Origin of the sequence: Nonomuraea cavernae (assembly GCF_040655715.1) — a bacterium.
GTDB lineage: Bacteria > Actinomycetota > Actinomycetes > Streptosporangiales > Streptosporangiaceae > Nonomuraea > Nonomuraea cavernae_A.
In genome coordinates, this window is record NZ_JBFAKL010000002.1 from 93,510 (window position 1) to 110,232 (window position 16,723).

16 protein-coding genes and 5 pseudogenes are annotated in these 16,723 nt (G+C 69.1%); 8 read left to right on the top strand and 13 right to left on the bottom strand.

Annotated elements, in window-relative coordinates:
• Window positions 1-4: 4 nt before the first annotated feature.
• Window positions 5-421 (top strand): annotated as a pseudogene (locus tag AB0I38_RS03210) (dihydrofolate reductase family protein); the annotation flags it as partial.
• Here the strand turns inward: AB0I38_RS03210 and AB0I38_RS03215 are convergent.
• From AB0I38_RS03215 to AB0I38_RS03225, 3 genes and pseudogenes are all read right to left on the bottom strand, one after another.
• Window positions 393-1,418: an RNA polymerase subunit sigma-70 gene (locus tag AB0I38_RS03215; RefSeq protein ID WP_358461070.1), complete on the bottom strand. Its 1,026-nt coding sequence runs from the start codon at window positions 1,416-1,418 to the stop codon at window positions 393-395. The pseudogene AB0I38_RS03210 and the gene AB0I38_RS03215 sit on opposite strands and share 29 nt — an antisense overlap.
• 113 nt (window positions 1,419-1,531) lie before the next feature.
• Window positions 1,532-1,770 (bottom strand): annotated as a pseudogene (locus tag AB0I38_RS03220) (DUF4158 domain-containing protein); the annotation flags it as partial.
• A gap of 74 nt (window positions 1,771-1,844) precedes the next feature.
• On the bottom strand, window positions 1,845-2,795 hold the full coding sequence (locus tag AB0I38_RS03225) for a helix-turn-helix domain-containing protein (protein WP_436838719.1): 951 nt from the start codon (window positions 2,793-2,795) through the stop codon (window positions 1,845-1,847).
• A gap of 235 nt (window positions 2,796-3,030) precedes the next feature.
• On the opposite strand from AB0I38_RS03225, the gene AB0I38_RS03230 reads away from it, so the two are divergent.
• Window positions 3,031-4,665 carry a serine hydrolase gene (locus tag AB0I38_RS03230; RefSeq protein WP_358461076.1) on the top strand — a complete coding sequence of 545 codons (1,635 nt, stop codon included), beginning with the start codon at window positions 3,031-3,033 and terminating at the stop codon, window positions 4,663-4,665.
• A gap of 152 nt (window positions 4,666-4,817) precedes the next feature.
• Here AB0I38_RS03230 and AB0I38_RS03235 read toward each other — a convergent pair whose 3' ends face one another.
• The 4 genes from AB0I38_RS03235 to AB0I38_RS03250 all read right to left on the bottom strand — a co-directional run bounded on the left by AB0I38_RS03235 (window position 4,818) and on the right by AB0I38_RS03250 (window position 7,983).
• Window positions 4,818-5,759: a tyrosine-type recombinase/integrase gene (locus AB0I38_RS03235; RefSeq protein ID WP_358461079.1), complete on the bottom strand. Its 942-nt coding sequence runs from the start codon at window positions 5,757-5,759 to the stop codon at window positions 4,818-4,820.
• A gap of 164 nt (window positions 5,760-5,923) precedes the next feature.
• On the bottom strand, window positions 5,924-6,838 hold the full coding sequence (locus AB0I38_RS03240) for an NADP-dependent oxidoreductase (RefSeq protein WP_358461082.1): 915 nt from the start codon (window positions 6,836-6,838) through the stop codon (window positions 5,924-5,926).
• Window positions 6,839-6,877: 39 nt separating this feature from the next.
• Entirely contained in the window at window positions 6,878-7,459 is a 582-nt protein-coding gene (locus tag AB0I38_RS03245) for an NADPH-dependent FMN reductase (RefSeq protein WP_358461085.1), read from the bottom strand.
• Window positions 7,456-7,983, bottom strand: coding sequence for a MarR family winged helix-turn-helix transcriptional regulator (locus tag AB0I38_RS03250; RefSeq protein ID WP_358461088.1), 528 nt, complete (start codon window positions 7,981-7,983; stop codon window positions 7,456-7,458). Before AB0I38_RS03250 ends, AB0I38_RS03245 begins: the two co-directional genes overlap by 4 nt.
• A 29-nt stretch (window positions 7,984-8,012) precedes the next feature.
• On the opposite strand from AB0I38_RS03250, the gene AB0I38_RS03255 reads away from it, so the two are divergent.
• Entirely contained in the window at window positions 8,013-9,440 is a 1,428-nt protein-coding gene (locus tag AB0I38_RS03255) for a DHA2 family efflux MFS transporter permease subunit (RefSeq protein WP_358461092.1), read from the top strand.
• Window positions 9,441-9,573: 133 nt separating this feature from the next.
• On the opposite strand, the pseudogene AB0I38_RS40345 reads toward AB0I38_RS03255, so the two are convergent.
• From AB0I38_RS40345 to AB0I38_RS03270, 4 genes and pseudogenes are all read right to left on the bottom strand, one after another.
• Window positions 9,574-9,864 (bottom strand): annotated as a pseudogene (locus AB0I38_RS40345) (Tn3 family transposase); the annotation flags it as partial.
• A gap of 12 nt (window positions 9,865-9,876) precedes the next feature.
• Window positions 9,877-10,185 (bottom strand): annotated as a pseudogene (locus AB0I38_RS40350) (DUF4158 domain-containing protein); the annotation flags it as partial.
• A 58-nt stretch (window positions 10,186-10,243) separates the two neighbouring features.
• Window positions 10,244-11,062, bottom strand: coding sequence for an arginase family protein (locus AB0I38_RS03265; protein ID WP_358461095.1), 819 nt, complete (start codon window positions 11,060-11,062; stop codon window positions 10,244-10,246).
• Window positions 11,063-11,087: 25 nt separating this feature from the next.
• Complete coding sequence (locus tag AB0I38_RS03270; RefSeq protein ID WP_358461098.1) at window positions 11,088-12,059, bottom strand: helix-turn-helix transcriptional regulator; 972 nt, start codon at window positions 12,057-12,059, stop codon at window positions 11,088-11,090.
• A gap of 63 nt (window positions 12,060-12,122) precedes the next feature.
• On the opposite strand from AB0I38_RS03270, the gene AB0I38_RS03275 reads away from it, so the two are divergent.
• Window positions 12,123-13,316, top strand: coding sequence for an epoxide hydrolase family protein (locus tag AB0I38_RS03275; protein ID WP_358461101.1), 1,194 nt, complete (start codon window positions 12,123-12,125; stop codon window positions 13,314-13,316).
• 173 nt (window positions 13,317-13,489) lie between these two features.
• Here AB0I38_RS03275 and AB0I38_RS03280 read toward each other — a convergent pair.
• A pseudogene (locus tag AB0I38_RS03280) lies at window positions 13,490-13,540 on the bottom strand (hypothetical protein); the annotation flags it as partial.
• On the opposite strand from AB0I38_RS03280, the gene AB0I38_RS03285 reads away from it, so the two are divergent.
• From AB0I38_RS03285 to AB0I38_RS03295, 3 genes are read left to right on the top strand one after another with little or no spacing between them, the layout of a single operon-like run.
• Complete coding sequence (locus tag AB0I38_RS03285; RefSeq protein WP_358461104.1) at window positions 13,523-13,792, top strand: DoxX family protein; 270 nt, start codon at window positions 13,523-13,525, stop codon at window positions 13,790-13,792. The pseudogene AB0I38_RS03280 and the gene AB0I38_RS03285 sit on opposite strands and share 18 nt — an antisense overlap.
• A gap of 49 nt (window positions 13,793-13,841) precedes the next feature.
• On the top strand, window positions 13,842-14,630 hold the full coding sequence (locus AB0I38_RS03290; RefSeq protein WP_358461107.1) for an ArsR family transcriptional regulator: 789 nt from the start codon (window positions 13,842-13,844) through the stop codon (window positions 14,628-14,630).
• Window positions 14,627-15,037: a VOC family protein gene (locus AB0I38_RS03295; RefSeq protein WP_358461110.1), complete on the top strand. Its 411-nt coding sequence runs from the start codon at window positions 14,627-14,629 to the stop codon at window positions 15,035-15,037. Before AB0I38_RS03290 ends, AB0I38_RS03295 begins: the two co-directional genes overlap by 4 nt.
• Before the next feature lie 160 nt (window positions 15,038-15,197).
• Here the strand turns inward: AB0I38_RS03295 and AB0I38_RS03300 are convergent, their stop codons facing one another.
• On the bottom strand, window positions 15,198-15,962 hold the full coding sequence (locus AB0I38_RS03300; protein ID WP_358461113.1) for a class I SAM-dependent methyltransferase: 765 nt from the start codon (window positions 15,960-15,962) through the stop codon (window positions 15,198-15,200).
• 138 nt (window positions 15,963-16,100) lie between these two features.
• On the opposite strand from AB0I38_RS03300, the gene AB0I38_RS03305 reads away from it, so the two are divergent.
• A complete protein-coding gene (locus AB0I38_RS03305; protein WP_358461115.1) occupies window positions 16,101-16,703 on the top strand; it encodes a TetR/AcrR family transcriptional regulator in 603 nt (200 codons plus the stop codon).
• The last annotated feature ends 20 nt before the right edge of the window (window positions 16,704-16,723 follow it).

Here is a 16,723-nt window from a genome sequence, read left to right on the forward strand (position 1 = left end):
CACGATGCGGAAACTGATCTCCGGCATGAACGTGACCCTGGACGGCTACATCGCCGCGCCCGGCGACGACCTCGGCTGGAGTGGCGGGGAGGGACCGGACTCGTCGCCGAGCGCCGAGCTGTTCCAGTGGTGGTCCGACCGGGTGGAGGCGACGGGCCTGGCGCTGTACGGGCGCAAGCTGTGGGAGACGATGAGCTCCCACTGGCCGACCGCCGACAAGCAGCCGGGTGCCACACCGGCGGAGATCGAGTTCGCGCGCCGCTGGCGGGACATGCCGAAGGTGGTGTTCTCATCGACGATCGGCAAGGTCGACTGGAACACCCGCCTGGTCACCGGCGACGCGGTCGCCGAGATCACCAGGCTCAGGGCCGACGACGGCGGCCCGATGGACATCAGCGGCGCGACGCTCGCCGGGGCGTCGCGGGCAGACTCAGCCATGGTTTGGCGGTGGCGTCGAATCCGGTGAGCTCGGCGATTTTCCCGTCGACGATGTGCAGGACAGCGATGTTGAACAAACGGTATTCCGGGTCGTCGGGGGTGCGGAGGTACAGCACGGCGGCAGGCATGCGGTTGACCGTCGTGGGGATGCAGCGCCAGTCGTCGTAGCCGCGCTGGAAGAGCCCATTGGAGACCCAGCCGTCCACCGCGTCCTTGGCCGTGACGATCAAGGTGCCCGGCTCGGGCAGCATCGCGAAGCGCAGGTCGTCGCGCAGCAGGGCCATCAGCCCGTTGAGGTCGTTGCGCTCATGGGCGTCCATATACGACTTCACCACGCCGCGCTCGTCATCCGACAGCTCGTGCGTGGCAGGGCTCCGCCAGTCGAGGCGGCGGTCGGGCAGCTGCTCGCGCATCGTCACGCGCGCCCGCTGCAGTGCGCTGGTCACCGATGCGACGGTCAGCTCGAGGGCGTTGGCGGCCTTCGACGCCGGCCAGCCGAGGACGTCGCGCAAGATGAACGCCGCCCGCTGCCGCGGCGGCAGGTGCTGGACGGCGACGATGAACGCCAGCTCGATCGTCTCGCGCGCCACCACCGATTCCTGCGGGTCCTCCGGGAGCATCCGGTCCGGGTAGGGCTGCAGGTAGTGCACTTCCGAGCCCGCGCCCGGCAGCTCGGCAGGCACGGGTGTGCGGTCGTTGCGCTTCTCCAGGAAGTCGAGGCAGGCGTTCGTCGCGATCCGGTACAGCCAGGTCCGCAGCGCAGCGTGGCCCTTGAACGACTCCCGCTTGTTCCACACCCGCAGGAATGTCTCCTGCGTCATGTCCTGGGCGTCCTCGTAGTTCGCGAGCATCCGGTAACAGTGCACCTGCAGCTCACGCCGGTAGCGCTCCGTGATGAGCGCGAACTGTGCTGCGTCGTTTGAGCGGGCCGCCGCGATGAACGCGGCGTCGGTGTCGCCTAGCAGTCTGGCGTCGGTCATGGTCGTCAATCCTTCCGCGGGTGGCGAGGGGCTACCAGAACTGACGACGTGGCGGAGGATTTCTGAGCGGTGAAGCCGCTCACACCAGGCCGTTCGTCAGGCCGGATGGGTCGGGTGCCCAGCTGCTCGGCCAGGTAGTCCACCAGCTCGACCGGCACGTCCAACGGATCGGCCAGGAACATGCCCAGGTGCCGAACCGTGACGACCTGGAGGGCGAAGCCCAGGCGCGAGTGATCACCACGTCTTTTGCCGATCAGCCGCCGATCCTCGTCATCAGATGGAAGAACCGCTCCAGTTCCACCCGCGACGGCGACCCGAACCGGCCGTAGTCCTCCGGCCTTTGGCTGATCACGGCGACGTGATCGCAGACCTGCCTGAATAGCCCACAACGAGGGCCCTTACCGCCGGATCTCGCGGACTTGTTCCTCACGGGCCAGTCCCCAGGGTCGAGCACGGACTGACGATCAGTGCGTCGCGTTGCGCGGAGCTCAGGCGGTCAGGCCTCGGGGTGATGGCGTACGCGCCGCGCCCGATCTGCTCCACGGTGAGCGGGTCGGAGAGGATCGGACGACAGCTGATCGCGTCCAGGGCGCCGGCCGCCCGCTGGATGGACCAGTCCAGTGCCGTGGCGAGTTCGTCCACGGTGAGTGGCCGAGCTGCGTACACCAGCGCGGCCAGTACTGTCAGCGCGTCATGCGCGACGGCGTCGGTGAGGCCGCTGCCATTCATCTGCTCGCTGATCCAGGTGAAGAACTGAGCCATCTGGCCCAGCCGGGTGCCGGCGGGCGTGCCGGCGCCGAAGATCTCGATCCCGTGCCGCGCGGCCGTCGCGACCTCGGCGTGTGCCCCGGTGTCGGCTTTGAACGCCCGGAGCCAGACGTCGTCGTCGATGACGTACCGCTCGCGGCGGCCGGAATCCTGTGTGCGCCTGACCAGCTCGATCGCCTCGAGGTAACCGATGGCCTTGGACACCGAGGCCGGGCTGACCTGTAGCCGGCGTACGAGCTCGGCGGACGTCAGGCCCCCGGAGTCGGAGGTGAGCAGGCAGACGAACACGCGAGCGGCCATCCGGGGAAGGCCGGTCCCGACCAGCAGCGTCGCGAACTGTTCCACGAAACCGCGCACGGACTCGGCCGGCCGCCCGTCGGCTGGTGGCTCCGTGGCCTGAACCGGTCCGCGGCGGCGGGCGCGCTGCCCGGCGGCCTGCTGGGCGCGGTCGGCCAGGTAGCCGCTGGACGCGCTGTTGCGTGCCACTTCGCGGCTGATCGTGGATGTGGGTCTGCCCAGCCGCCTGGCGATCTCGGCGTAGCCCAGCCCTTCGGCCAGCCAGAGCGCGATCTGCCGGCGATTCTCGTGGGTCAGCCTGCCTCCGGGCATCGACTCCCCCTTTCGGGTCGGGTTCACGAGTGCGTTCACCAACAGTACATTGCAACGGCTGTCGGTGTGGGTTGCATTTATCCACATTTCTGTTGCAACGATCAGCACGAAAGCCCAGCATTTTCGCCCATCCTTGGAGGTCTTTCGTTGACGAGACTTGAAATGCAACGTAGCCTTTTCGCATATGGAAAGAATCGGACAAGACGATGAACCCCGTAGGGCAAGAGCATTGGATGTGACCCGGATACGAGCGCGCGTCTCGGAGTTGCTCGCGGAGTACCGGATTCCGAGTGCCGCGATCGGCGTCCTCAGCGACGGGGAGATCACCGACTTCGCCGTCGGCGTCAAGAACATCTCCACGCGGGAGCCCGCGAGGACCGACACCATCTACCAGTGCGGCTCCGTATCCAAGACCTGGACCGCCCTCGCCTTCATGCAGCTCGTCGACGAGGGGAAAGTCGCCCTGGACGAGCCGGTGCGGACCTACCTTCCTGATTTCCGGGTCGCCGACCCCGACGTCAGCGCCAAGGTCACACCCCGCCATCTCCTCAACCACACCAACGGCATCGAGGAGAACTACGGAGATCCGGGCGAGGACGACGACGTGTACAAGCGCATGGTGGAGAACATCGCCGACGCTTGCCAGGTCCACCCCCTGGGCCACACTCACGGCTACAGCGCGGCCCTGGGCTACGCGATCCTCGCCCGCGTCATGGAGGTGATCGACGGCAAGCGGTGGGACGACATCATGAAGGATCGCCTGTTCGACCCTTTGGGACTCACCTCGACGAGCAGCCGGCGTGAGCACGCGGACCAGAACCGGGCCGCGACCGGATACCTGATCCGATCCCTCGAAGAGGGACCCATCCTCTCGCCGCTGGGCCACCTGCCGCGCTTCTTCGGCCCCGGAGGCAACGTCAACACGACAGCCCGGGAACTACTCACGATGGCCTACGTCTTCCTCAACGAAGGAAAGGCGCCGAACGGGACCAGAATCGTCTCACCCGGCATCATCCGCGAGATGACGGAGTCGCGGGTCCCCGTACCTGACCCGTACATGTTCGGGCCGGAATGGGCACTCGGCCTCATCGTGTGCGATTGGCACGGCCAGACCGTCTACGCCCACGACGGCAGTGCGGTCAGCCAGAGCGCCCGCCTGCGGATCCTGCCGGAATCGAACATCGCCGTCTCGATGCTGGCGAACGCCGGGCCGCGCGACAGCTTCTACCGGAAGGTGTTCAACGAGATCCTGGCCGACCTCGGCGCGGTCACGATCCCCGGCCTGCCGGAGCCCGACCCGGCCCTGGCCCTCGATCTGTCCAGGTACGAAGGCTCCTACGAGCGCCCCGGCACCCGCTACGAAGTGGCGGCCGAACGCGGAAAACTCCACCTCACATTCACCCTGAACCCCATGGAGGCACAACTCCTCAATAAGCCGGAACAGCTCGACTACGAGCTGTCCCCGGTCAGCGAGACCCACTTCTTGATGCCTTCAAACGATCCGCTCGAAGACCCTCAGACAGTCGCGATCTACGACTTCAAGAACGGTGCCGCACAGTATCTCCACATCAATTGCCGAGTGAATCCGAGAGTCAATGAGGAGGGTGCCACAGTGCACGTCATGGCTGTTTCCACGATTTCTGACAACGATGCTTTCTGGGATTCCCTGAAGAAGGCGTACGGCCGGCTTCCCAAGGGTGCCAAGTGGACGCTGGCGGTGGCGAGCACCGACGGGGCCAAGGCGGTGAACGTCATCGTCCATGACTCGATCGACGGCGTCAGGAGCTTCTTCGAGGATCACACCGGCCCCTTCGCTACGACGGAATACTTCGAGGCCGACACGTCCAACGCGGTCGGCCTCCCGACGTAGCCGCTTCCGATCTCGGCGTCGGCGTCGCCGGCCCGGAGGCCGAGCCTGCGCGCCGGCGGTCCGATGAACGTCACGCCCGGCTCCAGCCGGGGGGGCAGACCAAGTACGGGAGAAAGGGGCAGTGGCCCCTACCCTCCGCGGAAAAGAGCTGGTCAGTGGATACGGCGGGGCGGGGCGAGGTGGGTGGTGATGGCCGCGATGGCTTCGGCGCTGGGCTTGACGTAGCGCATGGTGGTGCGGGGGTTCTTGTGTCGGGTCTTGCCCATGATGAGTTGCAGGGGGACTTCTGCTTCGCCGAGGTGGGTGGCGGCACTGTGGCGCAGTTGGTGCAGGTCGAGGCTGGCGTACTTCTCCAGCAGGACGCGGGCGCGGTCGTAGCCGAGCCGGGCGTGGCCGGTGTGCGGGCAGATGTCGGCGGCCGCCGGACGGCGGGCCGGGACGGGACGGCGTTCGGACAGGAACAGTGGGCCGTGGGTGCGTGAGGTGCCATCGGGCAGGCGGAGCAGGCGGAGCAGTAGGTGGGCGGTGCCGCTGTCCCAATACACCCACTCGACGGCGCCGCCCTTGGACCGGATGGGGGCGCGGCGGTGCTCCAGGTCGAGGTCCTCGACGTTCAGTGCTAGGATCTCGGCCGCTCTGGCCGCCGTTTCATAGAGCATCCGCCACAGCGCCCGCTCCCGAAGGGGGATGTCGCGGCGCGACAGCAGCCGGTGGATTGTGGTCTTGGTGACGGCGCGGGTCTCGTCGGCAGTTTCCTTGCGGCGTTCGGCGTCGGCCGGGACCGACGGCGCGGCCCAGTGCTTCTTGGTCTGGCACCAGATGAGCCAGGAGGTGACGGCGGCGCGGTTGCGGTTCCAGGTCGCCGGCGCGCTCGTCCCCCACAGCTCGGTGAGCGCTTGGCCGATCTCGGCGTCGGTCACCTCGGCGAGCGGCCGCTCGCGGCCGAGGCGGTCGATGACGCGGTCGACGGCCGAGGCGTAGGCACGGTGGGTGTTGGGGTTAGCCGTGCGCGGGGTGGCCAGGAAGGCGTCGGCGGCCGCGGCGAGGGTGACGTGCCCGCCGCGCAGAGCGGCGATCTTCGGCGCGGTGCTCATGTCGGCCGCCGGGCGACGTCCGCCACAATGTACCGGATAACGTGCCGGAGTCGCGCACCACCGCGGCCGGTGCATCTCCTGGTCGCCGCTTCGCCGTGATCGCTCATGTACGTGATAATAGATCATTATCACGTACATGAGCAATCACGTTTCGTGTTGGTGGATCAGGCGGTGAGGACCACCTTGCCGCGCACGTGGCCGCTCTCGACGAGGCGATGAGCGGCGACGGCCTCGCGTAGAGGAAACGTCCGGACGGGCAGAGTCAGCCGACCGGTTACCGCCTTGCCGACGATCTCGCGCAGGGCGGGAAGCGAGCGGCCTCCGACTCGCCGCACCCCGTGTTCCTCGACGGCACGCTGGTCGACGGTCGTCCCGATGCGGTGGCGGTCCTGGACCATGGCGAGGCTGGTGGTGATGGCTTCACCGCCGATGAGGTCTAGGACGACGTCGACTCCGTCCGGTGCGAGAGCGCGGACGCGGTCGAGCAGCCCAGGACCGTAGGTGGTGGGGGTGGCGCCGAGGCTACGCAGGTAGTCGTGGTTGTTCTCGCTGGCGGTGCCGATGACCCGTGCACCCAGCTCGCGCGCGAGCTGGGTGGCGATGGTGCCGACACCGCCGGCCGCGGCATGGATCAGGAGGACATCGCCGGGTCCCACACCCAGCTGAGACAGCGCGGTGTGGGCGGTTTGCCCGGCGGCGGGCAGGCCTGCGGCCATCTCCCACGGGACCGATGGCGGTTTCACGACCAGGCCGGTGGCGTCGAGGACCAGGACTTCCGCATAGGCCTGCGCGGTGGCCGAGCCCACCACGTCGGTGCCGACGGCGATGGCACTGTCGGCAGGGACGTCGGGGCCTAGGGCGATGACCGTTCCGGCGAACTCGTTGCCCAGGCGTTGCGGGAAACTGGCGGGGTGGGTGCCGGCGAAGTCGCCGCGGCGGAGCTTGCAGTCGACCGGGTTGACTCCGGCTGCGCGGATCCGCACGAGTGCCTGGCCGGGCCCTGGCCGGGGCGTCTCGATCTGCAGGGGCCGCAGGACTTCCGGGGGGCCGAAGCGGGTCAGTGCGATGACGGTCGGCATGGAGGTGGGCTCCTTTGGGCGCGTGGTGGTGACCGGCGCTCAGCCGGTCAGGGCGTAGGGGTGGGCTGTGCGGGCGGCACGTAGGGCTGTCCCCCACCAGGTCAGCCGGTCGAACAGGGTGTGCGCCGCGGCCTCGGCGGATTTGGCGGTGGCGGGGTCGGTGACGCGTCCGTTCTGGTCCACGTGGTCGTGCGGGGAGTGGAAGCTGACCGTGTCGCGCAGGGTGACGGCATGGAGCTCGGCAAGGACCTGGCGCAGTTGTTCGACGGCGCGCAACCCGCCGGCGAGTCCGCCGTAGGAGACGAACCCGACGGGCTTGGCGGCCCACTCGTTGCGCACGGTGTCGATCGCGAGTTTCAGTGAGGCAGGGTAGCCATGGTTGTATTCGCAGGTCACGACAAGGATGGCGTCGGCGTCGCCGATGCAGCCGATGAACTCCGCTGCGTGAGCCGAGCCGCTGAGGTCGGCGGGCAGGTGAAGCTCGGCCAGGTCGATGACGTCGGTGGCGAACTCCGGCCGCCCGGCGGCGATGCCGGCGGTCCAGCGCCCGATGGCTGCGCCGAAGCGGCCCTGGCGGGTGCTGGCGATGATCAGTGCCAGGCGCAGAGGCTGGTCGTTCACGAGCGGGTTTCCTTGTCCTCGTGGTGGGCGTCCTCGTGGTGGGCGTCCTCGTGGCGGGCGCGTGCGGCGTCACGCACGGCGGTGAGGCCGGCCGCCAGTTGCTCGCGCTGCGGGTGTGAGAGCCGGCCGAAGGAGAGTCGTTCCAGTTCGGCCCAGGCGGTTCGGATGCGGGGGCACAGGGCGCGTCCGGTGCCGGTGAGATCGACGTTCATTGCGCGCTGGTCGGTCTGGGAGGGTGTCCGCACGATGAGCTCGGCGCGTTGCATGGCCTGCAGGGTCGCGGTCACCGTGGAGCGGTCGCGACCCAGGAAACGGACGAGCTCGGCCTGCGGCGTCCGGCCGTGGTCCTGCAGGTACAGCAGGACCACCTCCTGTGGGGCCACCAGGCCCAGGTCGGCCAGGAGCGAGGCGGCCAAGGCGGCGTGGGCCCGCACTGCCTGCAGCAACAGCGAGCCAAGGGGGGCCTCGGCGATCTGAACTCCCGGGTGGGACCTCGCCGCCTGCTCGGAGCTTCTTGTTGGCATGCCAACATCGTAGCGCGCATACTGCTGGCATGCCAACAAAGTCTGGTGACCTCGATCCGCTGGAGCCGGCTCTGATCCGTCATGCCGTGATCTTGATGATCGGCGGCCTGGCGTCCCTGCTCAACACCACCATCGTGGGAGTCGCCCTGGAGGATGCCCGGATCGCCCTGGCCGCCGACACCGAGCAGATCCAGTGGGTGGCGACCGCCCACCTCCTCACGCTGGCCGTGGTCGTCCCCGCGATGCCCTGGGCGCTCAGCCGCGTCGGCCCCCGGGCACTGTGGCGGAGCAGCCTGCTCATCTTTGCCGTGGCCTCGCTGCTGTGCGGAGCTGCATGGTCCACCCCTAGCCTCATCGTCTTCCGCATCCTGCAGGGGATCGGCAGCGGGCTGATCCTGCCCGTGTTGCAGACGATCCTTGCCACCATGGCGGGACCACGGCGGCTGGGTCGGGTGATGGCACTGGTCGCGGTGCCCGGCCAGCTCGCGCCACTCCTCGGACCGGTCCTCGGCGGCATATTGATCGACGGTCCCGGATGGCGGTGGGTGTTCTGGGTCAGCGTTCCGCTGAGCATCGCCGCTCTGGTCCTGTCCTGGCATGGACTTCCCGAAACGGTGCCCGCCGATCCGCGGCCCTTCGACCTGCGCGGACTGCTCCTGTTGTGCCCTGGACTGGCGGTACTGCTGTACGGCGGCACCCGGCTGGCGGCCTCCACCGACGTCCTCAGCGCCGGGCCGCCGATCGCGCTCGGTACCGTGCTGCTGCTCGGCTACACGCACCGAGCCCTCCGCCGTCGTCATCCCCTGGTGGACCTACGGTTGTTCGGCGAGCGGGCATTCGCCCTGTCCTGCGGGCTGATGATGCTGGCCGGCGCGTCAATCTTCGGCCCCATGGTGCTGCTGCCACTGTTCTACCAGCAGGTACGCGGTGCCACCGGCGTGGAAACAGGTTTGCTGCTGGCTCCCTTGGCACTCGGCACCATGGCCGTGCTGCCCCTGGCCGGGCGGCTCACCGACCGCTTCGGACCTCGCGTGCTGCTCATCGTCGGCACGGTCGTGGCCGCCGCAGGCACTGTGCCCTACGTGGCCGCGCTCGACGCGATCGATCCGGCGCTGAGCGTCGCTCTGTTCTTGCGTGGTGTCGGGCTCGGCCTGGCCACCGTCCCCATCGCCGCCGCCGCGTACATGCGGTTGTCACCTGAGGCCATTCCCGAGGCGACCACCCTGCTCAGCGTCATTCAACGCATCGGTGGCTCCTTCGGCACGGCTTTCCTCCTCGCCATCGTGGCCCGCCACCTCGCCACCGGTGGCTCTGCCCCGCAGGCGTACGCGATCGCCTTCGGCGCCACCCTCATCCTTTCCCTGCTCGCGCTCGTTCCAGCGGCGCTGTTGCCGCGGCGAGAGCCAGTGTCCCCGGACTCCGACACCACGGGCTCAGCCGCTCGGCCAGTTCGTTGAGCTCGGGTTTGTGCCATCGAGTGCCGCGGTGTCGTGACCGAAACCCGAGTCGCCGCTCAGGCCTCCGGCTGGTAGCACAGGGTGAACAAGCTCATGTGGTGCCAGCCACATGAGCTGGGCAGATTCGAAAATCTCAGGCGGCCAGGTCGACATCAGCGAAGTCGATCTCCTTCAAGAGAGGATCGAACGGGTCGGGCTGGCGCCGCAGGTCCTCGGTGGCATAGGCGCCGAAGCGGCTGATGTGAGCGCGAAGATAGGGAGCGACTTGGCCGAGCTGATCGGCGGTGATCTGCCAGCCTTCGGCGACCAGCTGCCGCACGATGTCGGAGATGTCCAGGGCGTTGTGGAAGACGACCAGGTTGGCCAACAGCGTGTTGAACTTGATCAGTTTCTCCTGCTCTTCGGGGTCGTTGTCGGCCAGCACTGGCCCGACGACCAGCAAGCCGCGCACCAGCTTGCGATGCGCCTTCGCGCTCCGTGACAAGCCATGGTCCGGACAGACGTCGTCGGGCAACTCCAGGCAGCGCCGGACGTGGTCGATCACCACGTCAGGGACCTCGTCCGGAGAGGGGAATCGCGCCCTCTTCTGGAAGCACTTCAACGCCAGCACCAGCGCGAAGCACGACTCCCGGCCGCCAGTGCGCTGTTCGGCCCAGGTCACCTCTTCGGGCGACGGCGTGAAGAACACGTGCAGCACCCTTGCCGACGTCAACCGCTTGAACTGCGGATAGGCGGTGCGCTCGATCCTCTCGTACTTGGTCTGCCCCCCAGCTCGCGCGGCGGTGGTGACCCAGGCGTGCCGATCAGGCCGATGAAGGCCCCGAGGACATGCCGGCCGTCAGCGCGGTGCCCAGCCGGCGGATCACCTCGGCCTCGCCGGGGTTGACCTCGTCGCTGGCTGGCGCGTGCTCGGTGATGGCCGCGCCGACGATGTCATCCACCTGGGAGACGAGATCGATCAGGCGCCTCGGCTGCACGCCGTCCGGCTCCGGGTAGCAGGTCGCGCCGAAGGCGGTGGGCTCCAGAACGTCGAGGTCGATGTGGACGTACACGGGGCCGCGCAGATCGTCGAGGACGCGCTCCAGGTCGTCGACGCCGCATCTGCGCAGGCCGGTCTTCGCGAGGTACTCGTGCTCGGACACGTCACCCGCCCGCTCTCCGGCGATGATCACCTGCTGTGGTGCCAGCGGCTGCTCCAGCGTGAGGCCGGCCGGCCCGTCTCCGAGCAGCGCGCGCACCACCATCCCGTGGAAGGCGCCCGAGGGCAGGGTCTGCGGGCTGTAGACGTCCGGGTGCGCATCGATCCAGAGCACCGTCAACGCGTCCCCATAGCGGGCGTGGGCAGCGGCGATCGGCGGGATGTCGACCGCGCAGTCGCCGCCGATGGTGATCACCCGATCGTCGATGCCGGCCAGTGCCTTCCGCGTCAGCCGCTGGTTTTCCACGAGCACGTCGTAGGCGCGAATCCCGGCGGCCTTGTCACCGCCGGTTTCCAGCACCGGCACGGTCACCACCGCGTCGGCCGGAACGAGCTCGGCGGCGCGGCGGGCACCGGCCATCAGCCGCTGCGCCTTGCTCGACGCCGAGCCTTGCCATTGTGGTACGCAGAGCACAGTGGTCATACGGCGACGATACGAGGCGCGAGCCTCAAAGTTCCAGATCGCTTTCCGGTACGGCCTGCAGACAGCGGGCGGCCTGGGCGCGGAGGGCGTCGGCGAGTGCCGGCGGGCCGCTGACGACGGTGAAGCCGGTGTCCACTGATGTGATCATCCAGACCAGCGCCGACGGGGTTTCGGCGCCAACGTGCAGCAGGCAGGTGTGGTCGTCGACGGCCTCGACGACGCCCATGCCCGGCCACACCCGGTCGGCCACGGCTTCGGCGGATTCGTGCAGCCTGACGGTTGCCCGGCACGGCCAGGTACGTGATGAGAGCTGGTGTGCCAGGTAGGTCGCGACGTCGCCGTCAGGTGGTCGTCTGGGCGCGAATCGCGGGCCGGTCGGCGTGCGCGGCCGTAGCCGGTCCACCCGGAAGGTGCGCCAATCAACGCGGTCGATGTCCCAGGCGACGAGGTACCAGTGCCGGCCGAAGCTGACCAGGCTGTGTGGCTCGACGGACCGGATGGTGTCGCCGCGCTGAGGGCTGGTGTAGTCGAAACGGAGCCGTTCGTGGCGGCGGCAGGCGTCGGCGATGGCCATCAGCGTGTCCGGGCTCACCGCGGGCCCGCTGCCGCCGACCCGGACGGTCGCCGTGTGCAGTGTGTTCACCCGGTGCCGCAAGCGGGAGGGCAGGACCTGTTCGAGTTTGGTCAGTGCCCGCAGCGAGGTCTCCTCGATCCCGGCGACCGAGCCACCCGCCGACGTGCGGAGCCCGACCACCACGGCCACCGCCTCGTCGTCGTCGAGCAGCAGCGGCGGCAGCGACGCACCGGCCCCCAACTGATAACCAGCGGTCCCCCGAACGGCGTTCACCGGATAACCGAGCTTGCGCAGTCGCTCGACGTCCCGGCGGACCGTGCGCACGGTGACGTCCAGACGGTCGGCGAGCTCGGCCCCGGACCAGTCGCGATGGGTCTGCAGGAGCGACAACAGTCTGAGCAACCGCGCGGAGGTTCCCACCATGTTCTCCAGGTTGCCAGACTCTTAGGACCGAACCCGTCCTAAGGGCTTCATAGGTTCACAGGCATGACGAACACCCGCTCTTTTCGTATCGATATCCCCCAGGCCCAGCTCGACGACCTGGGTGCAAGGCTCGCCAACACCCGCTGGCCGGAGGAACTGCCGGGTGTGGGCTGGAGCCGGGGGGTGCCGCTGGGCTACCTGAAGGATCTCGCCGACTACTGGCGCACCGGCTACGACTGGCGGGCGCAGGAGGCGGCGCTCAACGCGTACCCGCAGTACTTCACCACCATCGATGAGCAGAACCTCCATTTCCTGCACGTGCCCTCGCCTGAGCCCGACGCCACGCCCTTGCTGCTGCTGCACGGCTGGCCGGGCGGGTTCACCGACTTCCTCGACGTGATCGGCCCGCTGTCCGACCCCCACGCGCACGGCGGTGACGCGGCCGACGCCTTCCATCTGGTGATCCCGTCGTTGCCGGGGTTCGGGTTCTCCACGCCGCTGGCCGGGCCGGGCATGAACGCGGCCAGGATGGCCGGGGTACTCGTGCGGCTGATGTCCCAGCTCGGGTACCAGCGGTACGGCGTGCACGGCTACGACACCGGCTCGTGGGTCGCTCCCCGGATGGGCGAGCAGGATCCGGACCGTGTCATGGGCGTCCATGTCAACGCCCTGCTCACCTTCCCGATCGGGGCGGAGGGAGAGATGGACGACCTGTCCGAGGTCGAGCAGCGGCGCTGGCAGGCGATGCAGGACTTCAATGACGGTTATCTGCAGTGCAACTCCAAACGGCCGCAGACGGTGACCTATGGTTTGCACGATTCGCCCGTCGGCCAGCTCGCCTGGATCGTGGAGAAGTTCAAGGAACTCACCGACCCCGAGGACGGGCTGCCCGAGGACAGCATCGATCGCGATCGCATCCTGACCGACGTCTGCCTGTACTGGCTGACCGGCACGGCCGGGTCGGCGGCGCAGATCTACTACGAGGAGATCTCCGCGAACGCCTGGAGCGCCGGCTCCGCCGACAGCATCAGCGCGGACTGGGGCGAAGGCACAGAGGAGTGGGCGGCGCCCCAGCGCGGGACGGTGCCGACGGGTGTGCTGGTCTCCAACCATGACGTGACCATCCGCCGCTGGGCCGAGCGCGACCACCACGTCGTGCGGTGGACCGAGCTCGGCAAGGGCGGGCACTTCCTCGCGATGGAGGCGCCGGACCTGCTCATCGGCGACCTTCGCGACTTCTTCCGTAGGGTGCGCTGAGTCGAGGCAGGTGCTCGATCTCGGCGTGTGGTTCGGCGGTTGCCGGTATCGGTTCCGGATGACCGCCGAACGGGGCGGCCTGCCCGGGCATGGGTGGTGCGGATCGCGTCCCAGCCGTCGTCGGTGAGGACGGCCAGCGTGTAGCGGCCGTCGGCAGGGTCGGGCGTGCGGCGTATCCAGCCGCGCTTTTCCAGCCGGGAGACCACATGCGACAGCCGCGACAGCGATCCGTCGGCCAGTTGCGCCAGCTCACTCATCCGCGTGGTGCGCTCCTGGCCGCGCTCGGACTGGTGCTGCCGGCGGCGCTCGGCATCGTCCCGATCCTCACCCCGTTGACCGCCACCGGCCTGGTTCTGCTCATGATCGGGGCTGCCGTCACCCACGCCCGCCGCAAGGAGACCCCGGCGATCGCCGTCAACGTGGTGCTGCTCGTCCTCGCGGCGATCGTGGCCTGGGGCCGTTTCGGCCCCGCTTAACAAGAGCTCCAAGCTATACATCAAACTACTTTGATGTATTGTCGCGGTTATGGTGAGCTCGCTTCAAGCCACCCCGGCCTTCGTCCGGCTGGCCGCCCATCCCGTGCGATGGCGGCTGCTGACTTTGCTGGCCGCCGGCGACCACCGGGTCCGCGAGCTCGTGGAACTGGCCGGTCAACCACAGAACCTGGTCTCCTACCATCTGCGGCTCCTGCGCGGCGGTGGGCTGGTCACCGCCCGCCGCAGCGCCTTCGACGCCCGTGACAGCTACTACCACCTGGACCTGGAACGCTGTGCCCAGGAGCTGGCCGCCACCGGTGCTGTCCTGCACCCCGCACTCCGCCTCGATCCGGCCCCGCCGTCGCCACCGTCTCCACCGTCCACAGCCGCACCTGCGCGCCGGCCCGTCGTGCTGTTCACCTGCACGGGCAACAGCGCCCGCTCACCGATCGCCGAGGCCCTGCTGCGCCACCACGCCGGCGGCCAGGTCGAGGTGACCAGCGCAGGCAGTCACCCACGGCCGCGGCTGCATCCGGACGCCGTGCGGATCCTGCGCGAGCGCCACGGCATCGATCTGAGCGACCAGCGTCCCCGGCATCTGGACACCATGGCCGGTCGCCGCTTCGATTACGTGATCAGTTTGTGCGACAAGGTCCGAGAGGTCTGCCCCGACATCGGCGGCCATCCCCGGCGCCTGCACTGGAGCATCCCCGACCCCGCCACGCCCGGCCGCACTGAGGGGGCCGGCTCTCCCGCGTTCGCCCGCACCGTGGAAGAGATCGACACCCGCATCCGCTACCTGCTGCCCGTCCTCACGCCACAGGAGGTCTCGTCATGACCGCACCTGAACAGCTCGCCGGCGTCCGCTACCTCGTCGATGATGTGGCCGCCGCCGTTGACTTCTACACCACCCATCTGGGCTTCGCCCTGAGCACCAACGCCGCGCCCGCCTTCGCCGACGTGGTACGCGGACCGCTGAGGCTGCTGCTGTCCGGACCGGCCAGCTCCGGCGCCCGCGCCACTCCCCCAGGCCTCACCGCCGGCCGCAACCGCATCCACCTCATCGTCGACGACCTCGACGCCGAGATCGGCCGGCTCCGCAGCGCCGGACTGTCGTCCTTCTCCAGCGACGTGGTCGCCGGCCCCGGCGGACGCCAGATTCTGCTCACCGACCCCGCAGGCAACCTCATCGAACTGTTCCAGCCCGCCCCCGCTCCGGCCACCACCGCCTCAGCCGGGCCCTGATCACCACAATCCCCGCGACCAGCATCGACGGTCGTGCCCTGCAGGCCTCCCGCGCGCCAATCAAGATGCTGCGCCTGGCCGCGAGCGCCGAGCGCGTCTCGGAGCACCCGCGCGGGCGATGGCGGCGGTTCCGGCCGTCAGCCCCTCAGGTGCGTCCGGATCAGATGGCGTTGGTTCGCGCCGCGGTGACCGCCAGCGTGGCGTAGGGCATGGTGAAGCCGCCACCGATCCCGTCGATGGCGGCGCCGACGCCGGCCAGCACCTCGGCCAGCTTGTCCGCCGGGAGCCGGGTGAGGCCGCCGGTCGTGGGCAGCAGATCCAGCCACTCGTCGCGGGTGTAGGAGTGCTCCCAGTCGAATCGCCACTGCTCCGGGTCGCCGAACGCAGCCACCTGTCGGATCCCGTCAGCGAACGTGGTGAACATCGCCTGGTAAATGGCCGAAGCCTGCCCCGGCGGCCGGGCATTGAGCGGCGAGTCGGGCACCACCCGCCGATAGACCGTCGCGAAGGCGTCCGCGACGGCGGGCGGAGGATCGAATACACGCGCGAACACCGCCAGCCGCCCGCCGGGCCGCAGCACCTGGGCCGCCTTGGCCCCGCCCGCGACCGGGTCCACCCAGTGCCAGGCCTGGCCCGCGATGACCGCGTCGAACGCTCGGCCGGCCGGATCCCAGGCCTCGAACGTCGCCACCTCGACGTCGATCCCGCTGCGCCGCGCGAACTCGGCCATCCGCGCGTCCGGGTCGACGCCCAGCACCGTGCAGCCGGCCGCCTGGAACTGCCGGGCCTCGATGCCGGTGCCGCAGCCGACGTCGAGGACGTCGGGCCCGGGGCTGGCGGCGACGATCCGCTCCACCAGGGCGCCGGGGTAGCGGGGGCGGGCCCGGTCGTAGCGTTCGGCGTCCACCCCGAACGACTCCGCCATCTGCCTGACCTGGTGAGGCTCATTCTCGGAAGGGCGTGATCGCCCCTGCGGTATAGTGGGCATGCGCCCACCATAGTGGGCGACCGCCCACTCGACAACACGGTAGCGGTCAGCGGTGAGCGTAAGGAGGAACGCGCGGTGCCGACTGGGGTGCACATCCGCGACGCGCGAAGGCAACTGTTCGACGCCGCCGAGCGCGTCCTGCTCCGGGACGGGCCGAACGCGCTGACCAGCCGCGCGGTCGCCACCGAGGCAGGCGTCGCCAAGGGCGTCCTGCATCGGCACTTCGCCGACTTCGACGCCTTCCTCGCCGAGCTCGTGCAGGACCGCATCGCCCGGATCGACGACCAGGCCGCCGCCCTGCGCGAATCCGCCGGGACCGGCACCGTCGCCGGCAACCTCACCGGCGCGCTGACGGATCTGTTCGACTCGATCGCGGTGGCGATCGTCAGTCTCGTCATCTTCCGGGACGAGCTGCGCGCCCGGCTGCGCCAGGCCAGGCCGGGCCCTGGCATCCCGGTCCTGGCGGAAGCCGCGACCATGATCGCCTCCTACCTCGGCGACGAGTGCGAACTGGGCCGCATCGCAGCCGACGCCGACGTCGACACGCTCGCGCTCTCACTGATCGGGGCCGGCCACCTGCTGTTCGCCGGCCAGGAAGGCGCCCCTCCGGAGCCCGGAGCCGTCGACAAGGTCGTGACCACGGTCATGGCCGATGTCCTGCAAAGACGGCTGCTGTAAGAGCCGCCTCGGAAAGGCTT

Coding starts and splice junctions, on each gene's coding strand:
- AB0I38_RS03295 (WP_358461110.1), top strand. CDS start 14,627: ATGACCGCACCTGAACAGCTCGCCGGCGTCCGCTACCTCGTCGATGAT.
- AB0I38_RS03300 (WP_358461113.1), bottom strand. CDS start 15,962: ATGGCGGAGTCGTTCGGGGTGGACGCCGAACGCTACGACCGGGCCCGC.
- AB0I38_RS03285 (WP_358461104.1), top strand. CDS start 13,523: ATGCGACAGCCGCGACAGCGATCCGTCGGCCAGTTGCGCCAGCTCACT.
- AB0I38_RS03240 (WP_358461082.1), bottom strand. CDS start 6,838: ATGCCGACCGTCATCGCACTGACCCGCTTCGGCCCCCCGGAAGTCCTG.
- AB0I38_RS03265 (WP_358461095.1), bottom strand. CDS start 11,062: ATGACCACTGTGCTCTGCGTACCACAATGGCAAGGCTCGGCGTCGAGC.
- AB0I38_RS03275 (WP_358461101.1), top strand. CDS start 12,123: ATGACGAACACCCGCTCTTTTCGTATCGATATCCCCCAGGCCCAGCTC.
- AB0I38_RS03235 (WP_358461079.1), bottom strand. CDS start 5,759: ATGAGCACCGCGCCGAAGATCGCCGCTCTGCGCGGCGGGCACGTCACC.
- AB0I38_RS03255 (WP_358461092.1), top strand. CDS start 8,013: ATGCCAACAAAGTCTGGTGACCTCGATCCGCTGGAGCCGGCTCTGATC.
- AB0I38_RS03290 (WP_358461107.1), top strand. CDS start 13,842: ATGGTGAGCTCGCTTCAAGCCACCCCGGCCTTCGTCCGGCTGGCCGCC.
- AB0I38_RS03270 (WP_358461098.1), bottom strand. CDS start 12,059: ATGGTGGGAACCTCCGCGCGGTTGCTCAGACTGTTGTCGCTCCTGCAG.
- AB0I38_RS03225 (WP_436838719.1), bottom strand. CDS start 2,795: ATGCCCGGAGGCAGGCTGACCCACGAGAATCGCCGGCAGATCGCGCTC.
- AB0I38_RS03215 (WP_358461070.1), bottom strand. CDS start 1,418: ATGACCGACGCCAGACTGCTAGGCGACACCGACGCCGCGTTCATCGCG.
- AB0I38_RS03250 (WP_358461088.1), bottom strand. CDS start 7,983: ATGCCAACAAGAAGCTCCGAGCAGGCGGCGAGGTCCCACCCGGGAGTT.